The sequence below is a fragment of the Pseudomonas alliivorans genome (genome assembly GCF_017826695.1).
In the GTDB taxonomy this organism is placed as follows: Bacteria; Pseudomonadota; Gammaproteobacteria; order Pseudomonadales; family Pseudomonadaceae; genus Aquipseudomonas; species Aquipseudomonas alliivorans.
Genome location: NZ_JAFFZW010000008.1, coordinates 177,309 through 193,766, shown reverse-complemented (window position 1 = coordinate 193,766; position 16,458 = coordinate 177,309). Strand labels below are relative to the sequence as shown.

Genomic DNA, 16,458 nt, shown 5'->3' with positions numbered 1-16,458 from the left:
CTGGGCAAAAAGTCATGGCATCTTAACAATCGTCGGCTTGACTGTCGGCGCCTTGTAAACCGGTGCCCGCTGTAACAGGGATGAGATTGCGGCGCAGCGGCAGTGCACCAGCAACAGTCTGTCGTAATGAATTCCCTGAGCGGCCAGCATGTTGAACAGGTCTGCCAGCGTTGGCGAAGGCATGCCAAAACGATTGCGCACAGTGAGCACATCCATGGGGACTGGCGGCAACTGGTCGCGAAACGGCGAAGCGTTCGAGTGCCGCACGATATGCGAGATATCGTTGTAGCTTTCGTTACTGACGGTCTGGAATTTGGACAGGGTGTAGTTCTTGAGCCGGCCGGGCAGTGCGGTGCCTGCTATCAGTTTGTCGGTCATGACCAGTGGTGTCAGTGAAGGGCCTGGCGCCACGGGTGTGTTTCCTGCCGTGCTGGATATTGCGAAAGGTTCGACGCGCTGGCTGACGATACGATGCAGTAAAGGATCGACCAGTTCATAGCCGTGGGGCGCGTATGTGCGGATTTCGGTGCCGTTCGGAATGTTCACCGTGCCGGTCCACGGCAGGTAATGACCATGGCTGCTGACCACCAGCGTGCGTGCCTGTCCCCGATCCGATGTCCACAGCAGAAACCGGCGGCCCAGTTTCCAGGCATGGACCGGCACGCCACCAAAGTGCGGTGTGCCTGACAGTGTCCAGCGTTTGAGCAAGGCGTCGGTGTGGAAAAACTTCTCCAGACGGGTTTTGCGATGCGCCATCGACTGCCCGTTTTGCGGCCTGATGCCTTTTGTCAGTCCAGGCCGAGGCACTGGCGACGGCTTCACCTGTCGTAGTGGCCGGGCAAGCTTTTTGAAAGCGCGCAGCAGCCCCGGTGTTCGTGGGCTCAGATGCAGTAACCCCAGCGACAGCGCGGTTAGCAGGGCCTGATCCTTCTCGGCGTGGCGACCACCGGGCAGGTTGGCTGCCGCAAGGCTCACTGAGGTGATGCCTATTTCCACCGCCAGCGACGCGATCAGTGCCGGTGTGAGCAACAGGGACATGGGTGCCAGCAGCATTTGCAGGTGGTACAGCCGGTTCGTCCAGTCGTGCAGTGAGACCTGCGCGGAGGTCACGATCCGGTCTTCGGCATCCATGAGCGCGTTCTTTTTCAGCATCCGGTACAGAAAGGCGAACGGCGGCTCGTCCAGCACCTGGATATGCAGGACGTGCTGCAAGGCCTTATAGGTATCGGGATTGTAGAACCGGTCTGTCCAGGGTCGCAGGATGGAGACGGGAGGGTTGGGCGACTTTACGCCACTCCAGACTTTGAGCAGGTAATTCAGACGCGGGTGATAACGCACCGGCGCATGGCGCAAGACGGTTTCACGCCAGGTTTCGTCTGCCGCCGCCGTTATCAGATAGCGATTCAGCGCGTCTTCATCGGCCAGCTCGATGAACGCCCTGGGGTGTCCGGCCTGATAAAGCACCTTCGGTTTCCCGGGTTGATCAAGCAACAGCAAGCCTGTGTGCTGAGTGTGCAGGCTGTCGATGAACGAGCCCTGCACATAAAAACTCAGGTCGTACCAGGACGTGTCACTGAAATCATCGAGTGACGACACGACCCTGTCGAAGGCGCTTCGTGTCAGACGCTGCTGCTTGAGGGCGATCAGTGCCTGGGTCATCAGGGTCGACTTGAGCGCCTGTTCAATGCCGGTCTTGTGCTGGTCCCAGAACGTGTCGATGCGCTCGGTCATCAGCTTCAGGAAGTCGATCGTTCTGATGTGGTTCTCAACTGCCTGTGGGTCCAGCGCGAGCGCCCGGTCTTCGGCCCACTCGCCTTTGCCTGTGGGGTCGAGAAACGTGACTGTCCGACCTCCGTGGTCGATGTAGCCGGCAGGCGAGCGGACCCGGTACTGATTCACCAGCGCCTCGCTCAGGCTCAGCGGTGTTTCATCGGGTGTGTAGGCCTGCATGGACGGCGTGCGTGCATCGCCCAGTGGTGTGGTGGACGTGCCCCGTCGGTAGGCGATGAAGACGTGGTCGGGGTCATGCTCCAGATTGTGCTGCTCGCGCAGGAAGTCAGCCATGAGCTGCGCTGCCAGTGTGGCTGGCTCGGGCAGTTGGTCCAGAATTGCCGGATGCGTCTGCCAGAGATCCACCGCGCTGGCCAGGGCAATGCAGCGGCTGACGGGTCTTAGCAGATCGAAACGATCAAAGGACTCGTGCTCCAGCAACTGATCGGCCAGCAATTCATGGGCCTTCGTCAGTTCGGCAAACACATCGCCATCGACCGGTATCGTCCTTGCAGTGGCTGCCGCTTGTTTCTCGGGTTTCAACAAGTGCGAGGCATACTCGTAGATGGTCGAGTCATTCAGCGCTGCCACCAGCCTTTCTGCCATGTGTCCGGGGTCGGTGCCGATGTATTCGATGACCGGGCTCTGGCTGCCCAGAACATGAATGAAGCAGTGCGACGTGACATTCGACCTGACCTGGAAGATCCCCGGCACCTGTTCATCGTCGATCCACAGCATGTGTACTTCGCACGTCTCGCCACGTGTGCGCTGCTCCAGTGCTGCGACATCTGTGGGGAAATCCTTCAGGCCGAGGGCATCCAGCGTCAGGAAGTAGCCGTAGCGGCTGATCTGCCCACGCGCAAAGTGGCGCGCTAGCGTGTCCAGAAAGCTCAGCCTTGAAAGCAGCCGATAGGTCGCGTGGTGGCGGTTCCAGAATCGCTCCAGGTTGGCGGCGTAGTCGCGGCTCCACCATGCTTGCATGACATCCTCGAAAACCTCCGCAGCGCTCGGCAGCGTCGCTTTCGCTGACAGCGGAATGTCTTCAAGCGTGTTTTTGTATAACGCCATGGACCCCTGCGGATCAAAACTGGCCAAGGCCAGTTCGGTCAGCGACAGGCGCAGGCTGTAATGCTCATGTCCGTGATCGTCCACAGCCGGGTGAGACTGAGTGGTAAAAGTGAGGTGCAACTGATCCGGGTCGAGTGTCCGGCCGGTCTTTTCCTTCAGGTATTCGATCAATCTCTGGCGCACGTAATACGTGCGACGTGGCGGCGCATCCATGTCCAGTTGGCAGGCTTTGAGCAGCAATACAGAGTTGGACATCAGCTCGAAACCGGGGCTTTTGCGCAGTGCCTGAAGCCTGCGCTCGATGGCCAGGTCCGGATCGACAGGCTCAGGCGTTTGCCCGATTGCAGGCAGCTCCGAAACATCGCCCAGCTCAGGGTGAATGGGTGGCGATGAAAAGGCGAAGGAGGCGTTGAGCGTGTCGTATTTCAGCTGGGGTGAGGTTGCCATCGGCAAGACGCCAGGCATCTCCAGCAAGGACGCTGCGGGATGAAACAGAGCGTTTTGGCGCAGCAGGCTGCGGAGGTCGTTCATGGTGGATGATCAAGTCGAATGGCGACGCACTATGTCGCAACGGTGGGCTTGATCAGATACAACTATTTATCTGTTCCGGTTCGTTATCCGGTTATCGGGCGCTTGAAACCCCATCGCCGGCAAGCTGCCCCCACAGTCCAGTGTCCGCTGCGCGACCGCGTTATGTCGAAGGCGCAGCGGGACCTTGCTCGATAAGATGAGCGGCATGTTGCACATGCCGCCGCTGCATTACTGCTGCTGGAGATACGCGCGCCAGCCTCCCAGTTCGCTGATGTTGCGCGCCCCTTCGAGGCCGTACGGCTCGCAGATAAAACCGGTCTCCCAGCGACCATCGGCGAGCTGTACCTTGCCCAGACCCAGCGGTGCCGGAATGCCGGTCAGGAACGAACCCAGTTCGGCACTCGGCAATTCCCAGACTTCCACCTCGATCGCCACGCCACCTTCGGCCACGCGCACCATGCCCGGACGAAAGGGCGGGCCGCCTGCCAGTGCGTAGAGTTGATAGTCGGGTGAGCTTTGCGTGGCTTCCAGCAATCGGGCGCCGCGTTGCTTCAATTGTCCGTTGAGCGCCAGGCCGTCCAGATGCGCACCGCAGACCACCAGTCGAACCCTGTCATTGCGTGCGACGGTGGTCGGTGCGGACGGCGTGTTACCCGAGATCAATGGCAGGGCCGTGTGGCGCTGGAAGGCATCGGCCAGGCTGAGCAGATACTGGTCGGTGAAGGCGCGCCCGAACAGCGTCACGCCCCACGGCAAACCGTTATCCATGAAGGTGCTGGGCACGGCGACGGCGGCGTAATCCAGCAGATTGACGAAGTTGGTGTAGTAGCCCAGTTCGGAATTGCGCAGCACCGGTTCGGCGAGCAGCTCGGCCGAGGTCATCGGCCGACCGATGCTCGGCGTCACCACGCAGTCCACGCCTTCCAGCGCCTTGTCGCAAATGGCCTTCAGTGCCTGCAGACGGTACTGCGCGCGAAAGGTCTCGACGCCTGTGACGGCTGGCGCCTTGGCCAATACTGCACGGATCACCGGCAGCACGGCGGCGGGGTTTTCCTCCATCAGTTGCCCGGCGACGCTGTAGCGCTCGGCGACCCACGGGCCGTCGTACAGCAGGCTGGCGGCTTCGAGAAACGGTGACAGGTCAAGGGTGACCGCTTCGCCGCCCAGCGCGGTCAGGTGATCGATCGCGTCACTGAACAACAGGGGCCCCTGGACGCAGCCGAAGAACTCCAGATCTTGCGCACGCGGAACGCCGAAGCGAAATGGGCGCGGCGCTCCGAATGCAGTGGCGTCGTTCCACGCCGGGTTGCGACGGCTGTATTCATCGCGCGGGTCGAGTTTTGCGACCAGCCCCAGCAGCTCGCTGGCTTCTCTGGCTGTGGCGGTGAACAGCGATACGCAATCCTGAGTGCGACAGGCAGGTACGACGCCTGCGGTCGATATCAGGCCTTTGCTGGCTTTGGTGCCGACCAGATTGTTCAGTGCTGCTGGCACGCGACCTGAGCCAGCGGTATCCGTGCCCAGGGAGAAGCTGCTGACACCCAGCGCGACGGCCAGTGACGAACCCGAACTGGAGCCGCCGGAGGGATACTCCTTCAATACGCTGTTGGGGCAAGGCCCGTAAGGTGAGCGGCTGCCATTGAGACCGGTGGCAAACTGGTCGAGGTTGGTCTTGCCCATGGGCACGGCACCCAGCGCAATCAATTGCTCGACGATGGTCGCCGAGCGTTCAGGCGTGTAGGCGTAGTCGGGGCAGGCAGCGGTGGTGGGAATGCCCGCGAGATCAATGTTGTCCTTGATCGCGAATGGCACGCCATACAGTGGCAGGTCCTTGAGTTCACGGCTTTCCAGTGCGGCCAGATAGGGTTCCAGTTCATCCGGGCTCAACAGATGGATGAACAGGTGATACCCGGAGTTCAGCTCGGCAGCTTTTTCCTGAAGTGCCAGGATCAACTGACGTGGCGACACGGCGCCGGACTGGTAGGCGGCGCGAACGGAATCCAGACGCAGATCAGTCAACAATGGGTTATTGGTCATGGTGATATTCCCTCAAATGCGTAATTCGGTTCAGTCTGCGTCGAGCACAACGACACGCTGGCCTGCGCGCACGGCCGAGCCGGGTTGCACGCGCACTTCGCGCACGACACCGCCCACGGGCGCGAGTACCGGGATTTCCATCTTCATGGACTCCAGCACCACCAGCACATCGCCTGCCTCGACCCGTTCGCCGGGCTTGACCTGTACCTGCCAGAGATTGCCAGCGATGTGGCTGTCGATACCTTGCTGGCCCGGCTCGAGAACCGTCTCGTCAGTCGTCGGGGCAGTGCTTTCCTCGCTCTCGAAGTTGGCTTGTCCGTTGGCAATCCAGCGCTCGCGTTCGGCGTTGAATGCCGCCTGTTGCCGGGCCCGGAATGCGGCGATGCCTTCGGCTTCGTGAAGCAGAAAGGTCTGGTAATCGGTCAGGTTCAGGGTGCTGTGTTCGATGTTCAGATCGAAACGGCCCAACGGGAAATCGCGGCGGATGCGCAGCAGTTCCTCGGCGCTCACCGGATAGAAACGAATCTGGTCGAAGAACCGCAGCAGCCACGGTTTTCCCTCGAATGCGGCAACATCGCGGTAGCGATTCCACATCTGCAACGTGCGCCCGACGAACTGATAGCCACCAGGGCCTTCCATGCCGTACACGCACATGTAGGCGCCACCGATGCCGACCGAGTTTTCCGCCGTCCAGGTGCGGGCCGGGTTGTACTTGGTGGTGACCAGTCGATGGCGTGGGTCCAGGGGTGTTGCAACCGGCGCACCGAGGTAGACATCGCCAAGGCCCATCACCAGATAGCTGGCGTCGAACACAGTGCGCTGCACTTCGTCCAGGTTGGGCAGGTCGTTGATGCGCCGGATGAATTCCAGATTGCTCGGGCACCACGGCGCATCCTTGCGCACGGTGGTCATGTATTTCTCGATCGCCAACTGGCAGGCCGGATCGTCCCAGGACAACGGCAGGTGCACGATTCGCGAGGCGACTTGCAGGTCCTTCGCGGCGCACACGGCGTCCCACTCGCCGGCCACGATTTCGAGCAACTGCCTGAGTGGCAGTTGGGCGGGGCGGTAGTGCACTTGCAGCGAACGGATACCCGGCGTCAGGTCGATCACGCCCGGCAGGGCCCTGGCTTCCAGCGCCAGCATCAGGGCGTGGCCGCGAAGACGCAGCACCAGATCCAGCTCCGGTGCGCCGATTTCCAGCAGCAGATGTGTATCGCCGGACAACCGCGCAACGAGGCGTTTGTCGTCCTGGCCGATGTCCATGATGATCGGGCTTTGCAGTCGGGTTATTACTGAGGTGTGGCCTGGAGCGCTTTCGCGGACAAGTCCGCTCTCACCCGGGAGCGCGCTGTCCAGTGAGAGCAGACCGGACGGCGCTTGGCGTGTCCGCGAAAAGGCCTGATCGAGTGCCGCTGATGCCATGGTATGACATGCCTCGATACTCACCGGATGAAACCGGACCTTGTCACCCGCCTTGAGCTGACCCAGTTGCCACAGGTCCGCCTCGATGATGGTGACCGGGCACACGAAGCCACCCAGGCTCGGCCCGTCCGGCCCGAGGATGACCGGCATGTCACCGGTGAAATCCACGGCGCCGATCGCGTAAGGGTTGTCATGAATGTTGGACGGGTGCAGCCCGGCCTCGCCGCCGTCGGCGCGAACCCACTCGGGCTTGGGTCCGATCAGGCGCACGCCGGTGCGGCTGGAATTGAAGTGCACTTCCCAGTCAGTCGCAAAGAACGTCTCCATGTACGCTTCGGTGAAGTACTCGGGCGCAGCGTGTGGCCCGTAGATCACACGCATGTCACGAACCTCGCCGAGCACCTCGAGCGCATCATCGGCGATGGACTGGCCAGCGCTGCTATCAGTCAGTTGCGCAAGATGCAGCACATCCCCGGCTCGCAACGCACGACCGCCATGGCCACCAAACTGGCCGAGTGTGAAGGTGCTTTTGCTGCCTAGATAATCCGGCACATCCAGCCCACCCCGTACACACAGGTAGCTGCGTGCACCGGCACCGGCGATGGTGCCCAATGCCAGTGTCGAGCCGGCCTTCACCAGCAGCGTTGTATTCATGGGGCACGACTCACCGTCCAGCGTCAGCGGAATCGGTGCGCCAGTTACCGCCACCACTGCGTCCGTATTGAAGCGCAACAGCGGCCCGCTCATGGTGATTTCCAGCGCTGCGCAACCCTCGGCATTGCCCAGCAGCAGGTTGCCCTGACGCAAGGCGCGGCTGTCCATCGGCCCGGACGGCGGAACACCGACGGCCCAGTAACCCAGACGCCCCGGATAATCCTGAACGCTGGTCTGGGTGCCGCCGCTGAGCACTTCGACGGTGTCGGCGTGATACACCAGATCTTCCAGACAACGGGTCCAGGGCTGACCGCTGGCGAACGGCGCATCGGCAATGATCTGCCGCAAATAGTCGCGGTTGGTTTCCACGCCATACAGATGACTTTCGGCCAGCGCCTCGGACAGTGCAGCGCTGGCTTCATCGCGGCTCGGTGCCCAACTGATGAGCTTGGCAATCATCGGGTCGAAGAACGGCGGGATCTCGCAGCCAGCTTCCACCCAGGTGTCGATGCGCAGCGCCCGACCATCTGCAGGCGGAAAATTTACGGCGGTCAACAGGCCCGGGCAGGGCTGGAAGTCGCGACCCGGATCTTCAGCGTACAGACGCGCCTGAATCGCGTGCCCGCTCGGTTGCAGGGTCGCTTGCAGCTCGGCCAGCGGCGGCAGATCACCGGCCGCCAGTTGCACCATCCAGCCGACCAGATCCACACCCCACACCTGTTCGGTCACGCCATGCTCGACCTGCAGGCGGGTGTTCACTTCCAGAAAATAGAAACGCTGGTCGCAGCTGTCGAAAACGAATTCCACGGTCCCGGCGCTGCGATAATTGATGGCCTTGGCCAGCTTGATTGCCGCAGCACAGAGTTCATCCGCCATGCCTTCCGGCAGATTGGGTGCCGGGGTTTCTTCCAGCACTTTCTGGTTGCGCCTCTGCACCGAGCAATCCCGCACACCGAGTGCCAGGACTTCTCCCTGGCCGTCACCGAACACCTGGACTTCCAGGTGGCGGGCGCGCTGGATGTATTTTTCTATGAACACACCGGCGTCGCTGAAGTTGTTCTGGCCCAGCCGCTTTACCGCCTCGAACGAGTCGGCCAGCTCATCGGCGCTGCGGCACACGCGCATGCCGATACCGCCGCCGCCCGCCGTGCTCTTGAGCATGACCGGATAGCCGATGACTTCGGCTGCCGTGAGTGCCGCATCGATGCTGTCCAGCAGCTCGGTGCCTTCCAGCATCGGCACGCCATTTTGTCTGGCCAGCGCGCGAGCGGTGTGCTTGAGACCGAACACGCGCAGTTGCTCGGGTGTCGGACCCACGAAGGCAATGCCCGCGTCTTCACAGGCCTGTGCGAACGCGGCGTTTTCGGAGAGAAATCCGTAACCGGGATGAATCGCCCCCGCGCCGCTGGCTTTGGCGATGGCGAGGATCTTGTCCGCCGCCAGGTAGGTGCCAGCAGCGCCGCCTTCACCCAGGCTGTGAGCCTCGTCGGCCTGCGTCAGGTGCAGGCTGGCAACGTCGGCTTCGGAATACACCGCCACGCCCGTGACGTGCAAGGTGCGCAGGGTTCTCAGGATGCGGCAGGCAATGGCGCCACGGTTGGCGATCAGCAGTTTGTCGAACATGGCATGACCCCGGAAACCGGACTGAATCGGTTTCGTGATGGGAAGCGGGCCGTCCCGCTAATAAACGTTTCAACGCAACGGTCGTCCGTTGCTGCCCGGATTCGGGGCTTGAAGATCAACTAATCGCGAACGATCAACTGCGCAGGTGTCGGGTTGTAGCCGTTGCAGGGGTTGTTCAGTTGCGGGCAGTTGGAGATCAACACGATCACGTCCATTTCGGCACGCAGTTCAACGTATTTGCCGGGAGCGGAAATGCCGTCTTCGAAGGTCAGGCCGCCATCCGCGGTCACGGGCACGTTCATGAAGAAATTGATGTTCGGGCCAATGTCGTTCTTGGTCAGGCGACCGTCATGCAGGCAGGCGCGCAGGTAGTTGTCGCGGCAGCTGTGCATGTGACGTTTCTCCAGGGCATAGCGCACCGTGTTGCTTTCCTGCGCACAGGCGCCGCCCAGCGTGTCGTGCCGACCGCAGGTGTCATCGACGATGGTCAGCATCGGCTGGCCGAGGTTGGAAAACAGCACGCTGCCGGTGGTCAGATACACGCTGTTCTGGCGGCGCAGGGTGCGTTGCACGTCGTAGCGTTCACGCGGGTTGGCAAGGCTGAAGAACAGTGTATCGACGGCCTGATTGCCTTCCAGGTCGAGGATGCGCACGGTTTGTCCGGCTTTCACTTCGGCCAGAAACGGTTCGCCAGCCGGGATGGTTGCGTCGCAGTGATGATGGTCGTGGGCATGCTGATTCATGGCGGAGTCTCCTCAGGCGAACAGGCGGTCGGTGTTGATGAAGCCGCGCTCGTTTTCCGGGCGTGACGTGCGGCAGTGCTCGGCAATGCTTGCGTCGGCTTTCATCCAGCTCAGCTTGAGCGGTTGCGGTGCGTAGGCCGGATTGGGGTCCATCGGGTGTTGCAGGGCGGTCAGCACCACCAGCGTGTCCATCGGTGCATACAGTTCGATGTAATCGCCTGCTTTCGAGTTGTCCGGCACAAAGTGCAGACCGCCGGCTTCGTCCACGTTGACCCGGCTGAACAGGTTGAGGGTCATCAGCAGGTCCGACAGACCCAGCCCCCATTTGCCCAGCTCCACCAGCAGGTTGTCGACGCCATTGCGGAAGAAGCCGTTGCGCAGTTCCTGATAGCGGCCCTGGCCGTACTTCTCGGCGACCTCCTGCGCATTGAGCACGCCGCCGATGCTGTCGCTCCAGCCGCAGGTGTCGGTGACGATGGCCGCCAGCACGCGGCCCATGTCCGAATACAGGCAGTGACCGGCACTCAGCCGCGCGGTGTGCTGGCATTTGAGGCTGTCAGGCAGGTTCAGGCGTTCGGTTTTTTCGTGGGTGTTGAGCAGCGTCAGGCTGACGTTGGCATTGCCGTTCAGGTCGGTCAGACGCAATAGTTCGCCGCGCTTGAGAATGAACGAACGGTGGCCGCCACCGGGCAACAGTTCTTCGGCAAATACGGGGTAGAGCGTGGTCGAGTCAGTCATGGCGTGGGCTCCTCCAAAGCCGGTTTCAGCAGTTCGAGTGCGGCGCGCTCGGCGCGACGCTCGCTGTTGAGGGGAATGTCGTAAGTGATGCGGGCGCCGTAGGCTCCTGGCGAGTGCGGGTCGTGGCGGACCTTGTCGAACACCAGCAGGCGCGTGCCCAGATTGAAGCCTTCGGACAGGTCGTGAGTGACCATGAACACCGTCAATTGCGTTTCGCGCCACAGTTCCAGCAGCAGGTGATGCATGTCCTTGCGAATGCCAGGGTCGAGCGCGCCGAACGGCTCGTCGAGCAACAGCACGCGAGGTTTCATGATCAACGCTTGAGCGATGGCCAGGCGTTGCTGCATGCCGCCGGACAATTGTGAGGGGTACTTGTCCAGCGCATGGCCCAGCCCGACTTTGTTCAGCAATAACGCGGCCTGCTCCCGTGCTTCACGCTTGGCCTGACCGAACAGTCGGCCGATCCAGCGCGCACGGGGCAGCTCAAGGCCCAGTGCAACGTTGTCCAGCACGCTCAGGTGCGAAAACACCGAGTAACGCTGGAAAACCACCCCGCGACTGGCGTCGGGCTCGCTGGACAGAGGCTGACCATCGAGGGTGATGGAGCCACGGCTTGAGGTTTCCTGGCCCAGCAGCAGGCGAAGGAAGGTCGATTTGCCGCAACCCGACGCGCCGACCAGGGTGCAGAACTCGCCCTCGGCGACGTCCAGATTCAAGCGTTCCAGCACCACCTGTTCGTCGTATTGCTGCCAGACATTGCGTACGCAGATAAAACTCATGTCCGCGCTCCTTCGTACCAGGGAAACGCACGACGGGTCAGGGCTTTCAGGCCCCAGTCCATCAGCCAGGCGAGCAGGGTGATCCACACCACGTAAGGCAGAATCACGTCCATCGCCAGATAGCGGCGGACAAGGAAAATCCGGTAGCCCAGACCGTCGGTGGAGGCGATGGCTTCGGCGGCGATCAAAAACAGCCAGGCCGAACCGAGCACCAACCGCAGAGCGATCAGCAAGCGCGGCAGCAGTTGCGGCAGGATCACCCTCAGGATCAGCGTCCAGGTCGAGGCACCCAGGGTCTGTGCCTTGATCAGCAGCTCGACCGGAATTTCACGCGCCCGCTGTTCCAGATCCCGCGCCAGAATGGGCGTGATGCCGATGACGATCAGCATCACTTTCGACAGCTCGCCCAGACCGAAGACGATGAACAGGATCGGCAGGATCGCCAGCGGCGGCACCATCGACAGCACCGTCAGCAAGGGCGACAGCGGCGCGCCGAACATCGGCAGAATGCCCGCTGCAATGCCCAGGCACAGCCCGAGCAGGGCACTGATCCCCAGACCGATGGCCAGCCGTTGCAGGCTGGACGCGGTGTCTTGCCACCACAGGTATTCACCGGTGCGGACATCGTCCTTGAACGCCATGCGATTGACCGCATCGGCCATCTGCACCGCGCTGGGCAGCAGTTTGTCGTTGGGGTTTTCCGCAAGCCTGTCGGCCGAGCCCAGAAAGTAGGCAAACAGCAGCAGGGCGAACGGCAGGATCACCAGAATCAGGCGACCCGCGCGATCCGGATGACGGTTTATCAAGCGCATGGCAAAGACCTTTGTGCGGAACGTGAATTACAGCTTGCCGTCGGCGGCCATCTGCACGTAGCTGGGGTCGAAATGCAGCTTGAGATTACCCTTGTCGCCGGTGGTCACGCCGTTGGCAAAGGTCATGCCGACGGCCTTGTCATCCCGGGCGCCTTCACCCAGCAGACCGTGCGCGAACGAAAAACTGGCGACCTTGCCCATGGTTTCAGGCAGTTGCTTGCTGGTGGCGAACTCAAGCGCTTCCTTGGGCGTGGCGAACAGTTTGGTGGTGTCCAGTTGCGACTGGAATCCGGCCAGGTCGGTACCCGAGGCCTTGGCCATGTGTTCAAGTGCAACCTTGCTCTGCGCATTCCTGGCGTTCATCAGCGCGACCACTTCGAACCACGCGCCGGTCAGTGCCTTGCCCAGCGCCGGGTTGTCTTTCAGGGTCTGGGTGTTGACCACCATCATGTCCATGATCTCGCCTGGAATCTGGCTGGAATTGAACACTTCGGTGACGCCCGGTTTGGCCTTGATTTCCGAAAGCATCGGGTTCCAGGTGGTGACGGCTTGAACATCATCGGTGTTGAAGGCCGCGGCAATGTCGGCGTCCGAGGTATTGACCACTTTCAGGTCTTTCTCACTGAGTTTGACGCTGTCCAGCGCACGGGCCAGCAAGTAGTGGGAAACCGACAGTTCGACCAGATTGACGTCCATGCCCTTCAGATCGGTGATCTTCTTGCCTTCGCCCTTGAGCACCACGCCGTCATTGCCGTTGGAGAAGTCGCTGACAATCAGTGCGGTGCTTTCCACACCACCGGCGGCTGGAATGGTCAGGGCGTCCATGTTGGTCATGGTGCAGCCATCGAACTGGCCGGCGGTGTATTGGTTGATCGACTCGACGTAGTCATTGAGCTGGGTGACATCGATCTTGATGCCGTACTTCTTGGCCCATTTGTCGACGATGCCCTGCGTGCCTGCGTATTCCCACGGCATCCAGCCTGCGTAGATGGTCCAGCAGACGTTGAAGTGATCCTTGGGAGCGGCGTTCGCCGAGAAGCTCAATGCAGCGAGAAGACCGGCGCAGAGCAGGCCCGAGAGACGTGACGTTGACTTGAGCATCGAGAAATCTCCAGTAGTGAAAAGGGCGGCCAGGAGCAACGTGACACCACTGGTGTCCTGTCTCCCGGGCTTTTGTCCCGCCGTGTAACCTCTACTGGAGGTCGCCAACTCTCGGACCAGCCACTTGCCTATGGCAAGCCGGAACCCTAGTCAGCTATTGCAAATTGTGGTGCCGCGAACCGTGTGTTGACTCCTGCACGGGATGGACTAAGCGAGAGTTGTGCCAACTCGCCGGAAGGCCCGTATGGCAAGGGTTGCCGTATTATCAGACGCAGTGGAGGGCAGGGATATGCCTTGTGCTGGTGCATGGCTGCACCTTGATGAGGCGCTTGCTGAAACGTTTTGTAGCATCTTTGCAAGAAATCGTGACAGGTCCGAAAGCCTTGATTTCAGGGCTTTACAGGCGTTTTTGGAAGCGTTCAAGCGGACGGACGGGATGCCCGGTTGCGCACTGGATCGTCTTTTCAGTGTCTTAACCTTCGTCCGCCAACCGCTTTGGCGGACGCCGACCAGCGTCGCTGGTTTGTGCCCTATCGCGGTCCAGGAGGCCGCCATGTATCGAAGACCCTCGCTTATCGTTTTGCTGACCCTCTTCCTTGCCGGTTGTTATGGAGGCCCTGGTTACTACGAATCCGATGTGTACACGCAACCGACGACGGTCGTCGCTGGCGGGTACGGTTTTGACAATGGCTACCGCTCCACTTATTACCAGGAGCGGCGCATCTACGTGGCGCCTCAACCGCGCTATTACCAACCGCAACCCCGGTATTACACCCAGCCCCGTTATTACGGGCCGCCACCGGGACCGCGCTATTACCAGCCGGGTCGCCCACCCGGCTATGGCTGGCGCAACGACCGCTTCCGTGACAACGGTGGCTATCGCGGTGACTACCGCAGCAACCGCGGCTGGGAACATGGCGGCGGTCGTGATCATGGAGGAAGAGGTGACGGGCGTGGCCGTGGAGAAGGGCGCGGCGGGCATCGCTGATGCTCACGCGTCAGCGATGATCGTTTCCACGCTTGTGCGTGGTAACGCAGCCCGGGACGCTCCGCGTCTGCTCTCGAATGGGGCGCGGAGCGTCGTGGGTTGCATGCCCACGCGGAGCGATGGGCATGCTCGGTGTTGAGGCGGACGTGTGTATAGCGATGGGGGCAGACCCTAGGGCATGACCGGCAAGGACTGCACGGGTTCACGTAGGCTCAATACTCCGACAAGTCCGCCAGCGGATGCCGTCCTTCCCAGACTTTCTCGAAGTGCGCCTCGATCACCGCAGGCGGTACTTTGCTGACATCCGGCCAGTGCCAGTGCGGCGTGTGGTCCTTGTCGATCAGTCTGGCCCGCACGCCCTCACTGAATTCCGGATGACGACAGCAGTTCAGGCTCATGGCGTATTCCATCTGAAACACCTGTGCCAGTGACAGGTGACGCGCGCGGCTGATCTGCTCCCACACCAGATGCGCAGTAACCGGACAGCCCTCGATGAGGTTCTTCGCGCCCTTGGCCAGCAATGCATCGTCCTGCTGTTGCAAGTGACTGATGGCCTGCCAGGCACAGACCAGATTACCCACGTCCAGCAACGCATCGATCTGCGCCCGGCGCGGCAACCACTGCGCTTCTGGCAGCTGGCTGTCGGCTTCATGTTGCAACGCCTTGAGCAGGCTGTTCAGTTGCACATCGGTCTGTTCCTGCCAGTTGAGTTGCAGCAGGCCTTCGATCAGGTCCGGCTGCTGCTCGTCGAGCAGGCAACGGTCCGCCAGATCAAGATCCAGCGCGTCACGTCCGTTGATGTGCGAACCGGTGAGGCCCAGAAACAGCCCCAGTTTTCCCGGCAGGCGGGACAGAAACCAGCTCGCGCCAACATCCGGATAAAGCCCGATGCTGATCTCTGGCATAGCCAGCCGACTGCTCCGGGTGACGATCCGGATATTGGCGCCCTGCAGTAATCCCATACCGCCGCCCAGCACGTAACCGTGCGCCCAGCAGATCAGTGGCTTCGGGTAAGTGTGCAGGCTGTAGTCCAGACGGTATTCAGCGCCGAAAAAGTGCGCCGCCAGCGATGGCACCGTGCCGGGATCGTTGAGGCAAGTCTCTACCAGCGTGCGCACATCGCCCCCGGCGCAGAAGGCTTTCGCGCCATTGCCGCGCAGCAGCACGCAGACTATCTGTGGATTGCCCGCCCAAGCGTCGAGCTGGTCCTGAAGCGCCAGAATCATTGGCAGCGACAGTGCGTTCAGCGATTTCTCGGCGTCCAGCGTAGCGACTCCGATACGTACGCCACCCTGGGCGTGAAGTTCTTCGAATTGCAGGTTCATCGTGACCCTCTCTGGAAAGACGCCGACCTCATTGTTGGTCTTTGTGCGGCGTCATTAAGTTGCAGGGGGAAATATGCAGTGTAGGAAATCGACGGAATCGATGGGGGACATTTGACATTGGCAGTCAGCTTTCCTAGTGTCCGCGCAATGTTTTTACCGGATGTGACCATGACTAGCGACGACCGCATCAAGCTTGAACCCAGTTGGAAAGAGGCGCTGCGCGAAGAGTTCGAAAAGCCCTACATGCAACAGTTGCGCGAGTTTCTGCGTCAGGAGCACGCCGCAGGCAAGGAAATCTATCCGCCGGGCCCGCTGATCTTCAACGCGCTGAACTCCACGCCGCTGGATAACGTGAAAGTCGTGATCCTTGGCCAGGATCCGTACCACGGCCCCAATCAGGCCCACGGTCTGTGCTTTTCGGTGCAGCCTGGCGTGCCGACGCCGCCTTCGCTGGTCAATATTTACAAAGAACTGAAGCGCGACCTGAACATTGATATTCCCAACCATGGCTGCCTGCAGAGCTGGGCCGATCAGGGTGTACTGCTGCTTAATACCACCCTTACCGTGGAGCGGGCCAATGCGGCGTCTCACGCAGGCAAGGGCTGGCAGCATTTCACTGACAGGATCATTCAGGTGGTCAGCCAGCACCAGCCGCATCTGGTATTTCTGCTGTGGGGCGCTCATGCGCAGAGCAAGCAGAAGCTGGTCGACGCGACCAAGCATCTGGTCCTGACCTCGGTCCATCCCTCGCCACTGTCGGCCTATAAAGGCTTTCTTGGAAACGGACATTTCGGACGGGCCAACAAGTATCTGGAGCAGAACGGCATCACGCCGATTGACTGGCGCTTGCCGAATATCTGAGGC

At 61.2% G+C, this 16,458-nt stretch carries 11 protein-coding genes and 1 riboswitch; of the genes, 2 read left to right on the top strand and 9 right to left on the bottom strand.

The window, feature by feature from the left end:
* Nucleotides 1-12 precede the first annotated feature (12 nt).
* The 8 genes from JTJ32_RS20330 to JTJ32_RS20295 form a co-directional block, all read right to left on the bottom strand.
* Complete coding sequence (locus JTJ32_RS20330; protein WP_210043094.1) at nt 13-3,369, bottom strand: dermonecrotic toxin domain-containing protein; 3,357 nt, start codon at nt 3,367-3,369, stop codon at nt 13-15.
* Between the two features lie 228 nt (nt 3,370-3,597).
* Complete coding sequence (atzF, locus tag JTJ32_RS20325) at nt 3,598-5,406, bottom strand: allophanate hydrolase (RefSeq protein WP_210043093.1); 1,809 nt, start codon at nt 5,404-5,406, stop codon at nt 3,598-3,600.
* A 30-nt stretch (nt 5,407-5,436) separates the two neighbouring features.
* Nucleotides 5,437-9,108 carry an urea carboxylase gene (gene uca / locus JTJ32_RS20320; RefSeq protein ID WP_210043092.1) on the bottom strand — a complete coding sequence of 1,224 codons (3,672 nt, stop codon included), beginning with the start codon at nt 9,106-9,108 and terminating at the stop codon, nt 5,437-5,439.
* 119 nt (nt 9,109-9,227) lie between these two features.
* On the bottom strand, nt 9,228-9,851 hold the full coding sequence (locus JTJ32_RS20315) for an urea amidolyase associated protein UAAP2 (RefSeq protein WP_099226178.1): 624 nt from the start codon (nt 9,849-9,851) through the stop codon (nt 9,228-9,230).
* A 12-nt stretch (nt 9,852-9,863) separates the two neighbouring features.
* On the bottom strand, nt 9,864-10,589 hold the full coding sequence (locus tag JTJ32_RS20310; RefSeq protein WP_210043091.1) for an urea amidolyase associated protein UAAP1: 726 nt from the start codon (nt 10,587-10,589) through the stop codon (nt 9,864-9,866).
* The gene (locus tag JTJ32_RS20305) at nt 10,586-11,368 is read right to left on the bottom strand and encodes an ABC transporter ATP-binding protein (RefSeq protein ID WP_099226176.1); all 783 of its coding nucleotides are present in this window, start codon (nt 11,366-11,368) and stop codon (nt 10,586-10,588) included. The genes JTJ32_RS20310 and JTJ32_RS20305 overlap by 4 nt, the downstream gene beginning before the upstream one ends.
* Entirely contained in the window at nt 11,365-12,180 is an 816-nt protein-coding gene (locus JTJ32_RS20300; protein WP_210043090.1) for an ABC transporter permease, read from the bottom strand. The genes JTJ32_RS20305 and JTJ32_RS20300 overlap by 4 nt, the downstream gene beginning before the upstream one ends.
* A 27-nt stretch (nt 12,181-12,207) precedes the next feature.
* A complete protein-coding gene (locus tag JTJ32_RS20295; protein ID WP_210043089.1) occupies nt 12,208-13,281 on the bottom strand; it encodes a putative urea ABC transporter substrate-binding protein in 1,074 nt (357 codons plus the stop codon).
* A gap of 59 nt (nt 13,282-13,340) precedes the next feature.
* Nucleotides 13,341-13,442, bottom strand: a riboswitch (guanidine-I (ykkC/yxkD leader).
* 476 nt (nt 13,443-13,918) lie between these two features.
* On the opposite strand from JTJ32_RS20295, the gene JTJ32_RS20290 reads away from it, so the two are divergent.
* On the top strand, nt 13,919-14,269 hold the full coding sequence (locus tag JTJ32_RS20290) for a hypothetical protein (protein WP_180274233.1): 351 nt from the start codon (nt 13,919-13,921) through the stop codon (nt 14,267-14,269).
* A gap of 212 nt (nt 14,270-14,481) precedes the next feature.
* Here the strand turns inward: JTJ32_RS20290 and JTJ32_RS20285 are convergent, their stop codons facing one another.
* Nucleotides 14,482-15,594, bottom strand: a complete 1,113-nt coding sequence (locus tag JTJ32_RS20285) for an enoyl-CoA hydratase/isomerase DspII (protein ID WP_210043088.1) — start codon at nt 15,592-15,594, stop codon at nt 14,482-14,484.
* 168 nt (nt 15,595-15,762) lie between these two features.
* Here JTJ32_RS20285 and ung point away from each other — a divergent pair, with 168 nt between their 5' ends.
* Nucleotides 15,763-16,455 (top strand): uracil-DNA glycosylase, encoded by a 693-nt coding sequence (ung, locus tag JTJ32_RS20280; RefSeq protein WP_099226171.1) that lies wholly within the window; start codon nt 15,763-15,765, stop codon nt 16,453-16,455.
* Nucleotides 16,456-16,458: the final 3 nt, after the last annotated feature.

Coding starts and splice junctions, on each gene's coding strand:
- JTJ32_RS20300 (WP_210043090.1), bottom strand. CDS start 12,180: ATGCGCTTGATAAACCGTCATCCGGATCGCGCGGGTCGCCTGATTCTG.
- JTJ32_RS20305 (WP_099226176.1), bottom strand. CDS start 11,368: ATGAGTTTTATCTGCGTACGCAATGTCTGGCAGCAATACGACGAACAG.
- JTJ32_RS20295 (WP_210043089.1), bottom strand. CDS start 13,281: ATGCTCAAGTCAACGTCACGTCTCTCGGGCCTGCTCTGCGCCGGTCTT.
- ung (WP_099226171.1), top strand. CDS start 15,763: ATGACTAGCGACGACCGCATCAAGCTTGAACCCAGTTGGAAAGAGGCG.
- JTJ32_RS20330 (WP_210043094.1), bottom strand. CDS start 3,369: ATGAACGACCTCCGCAGCCTGCTGCGCCAAAACGCTCTGTTTCATCCC.
- JTJ32_RS20310 (WP_210043091.1), bottom strand. CDS start 10,589: ATGACTGACTCGACCACGCTCTACCCCGTATTTGCCGAAGAACTGTTG.
- JTJ32_RS20285 (WP_210043088.1), bottom strand. CDS start 15,594: ATGAACCTGCAATTCGAAGAACTTCACGCCCAGGGTGGCGTACGTATC.
- JTJ32_RS20315 (WP_099226178.1), bottom strand. CDS start 9,851: ATGAATCAGCATGCCCACGACCATCATCACTGCGACGCAACCATCCCG.
- uca (WP_210043092.1), bottom strand. CDS start 9,108: ATGTTCGACAAACTGCTGATCGCCAACCGTGGCGCCATTGCCTGCCGC.
- atzF (WP_210043093.1), bottom strand. CDS start 5,406: ATGACCAATAACCCATTGTTGACTGATCTGCGTCTGGATTCCGTTCGC.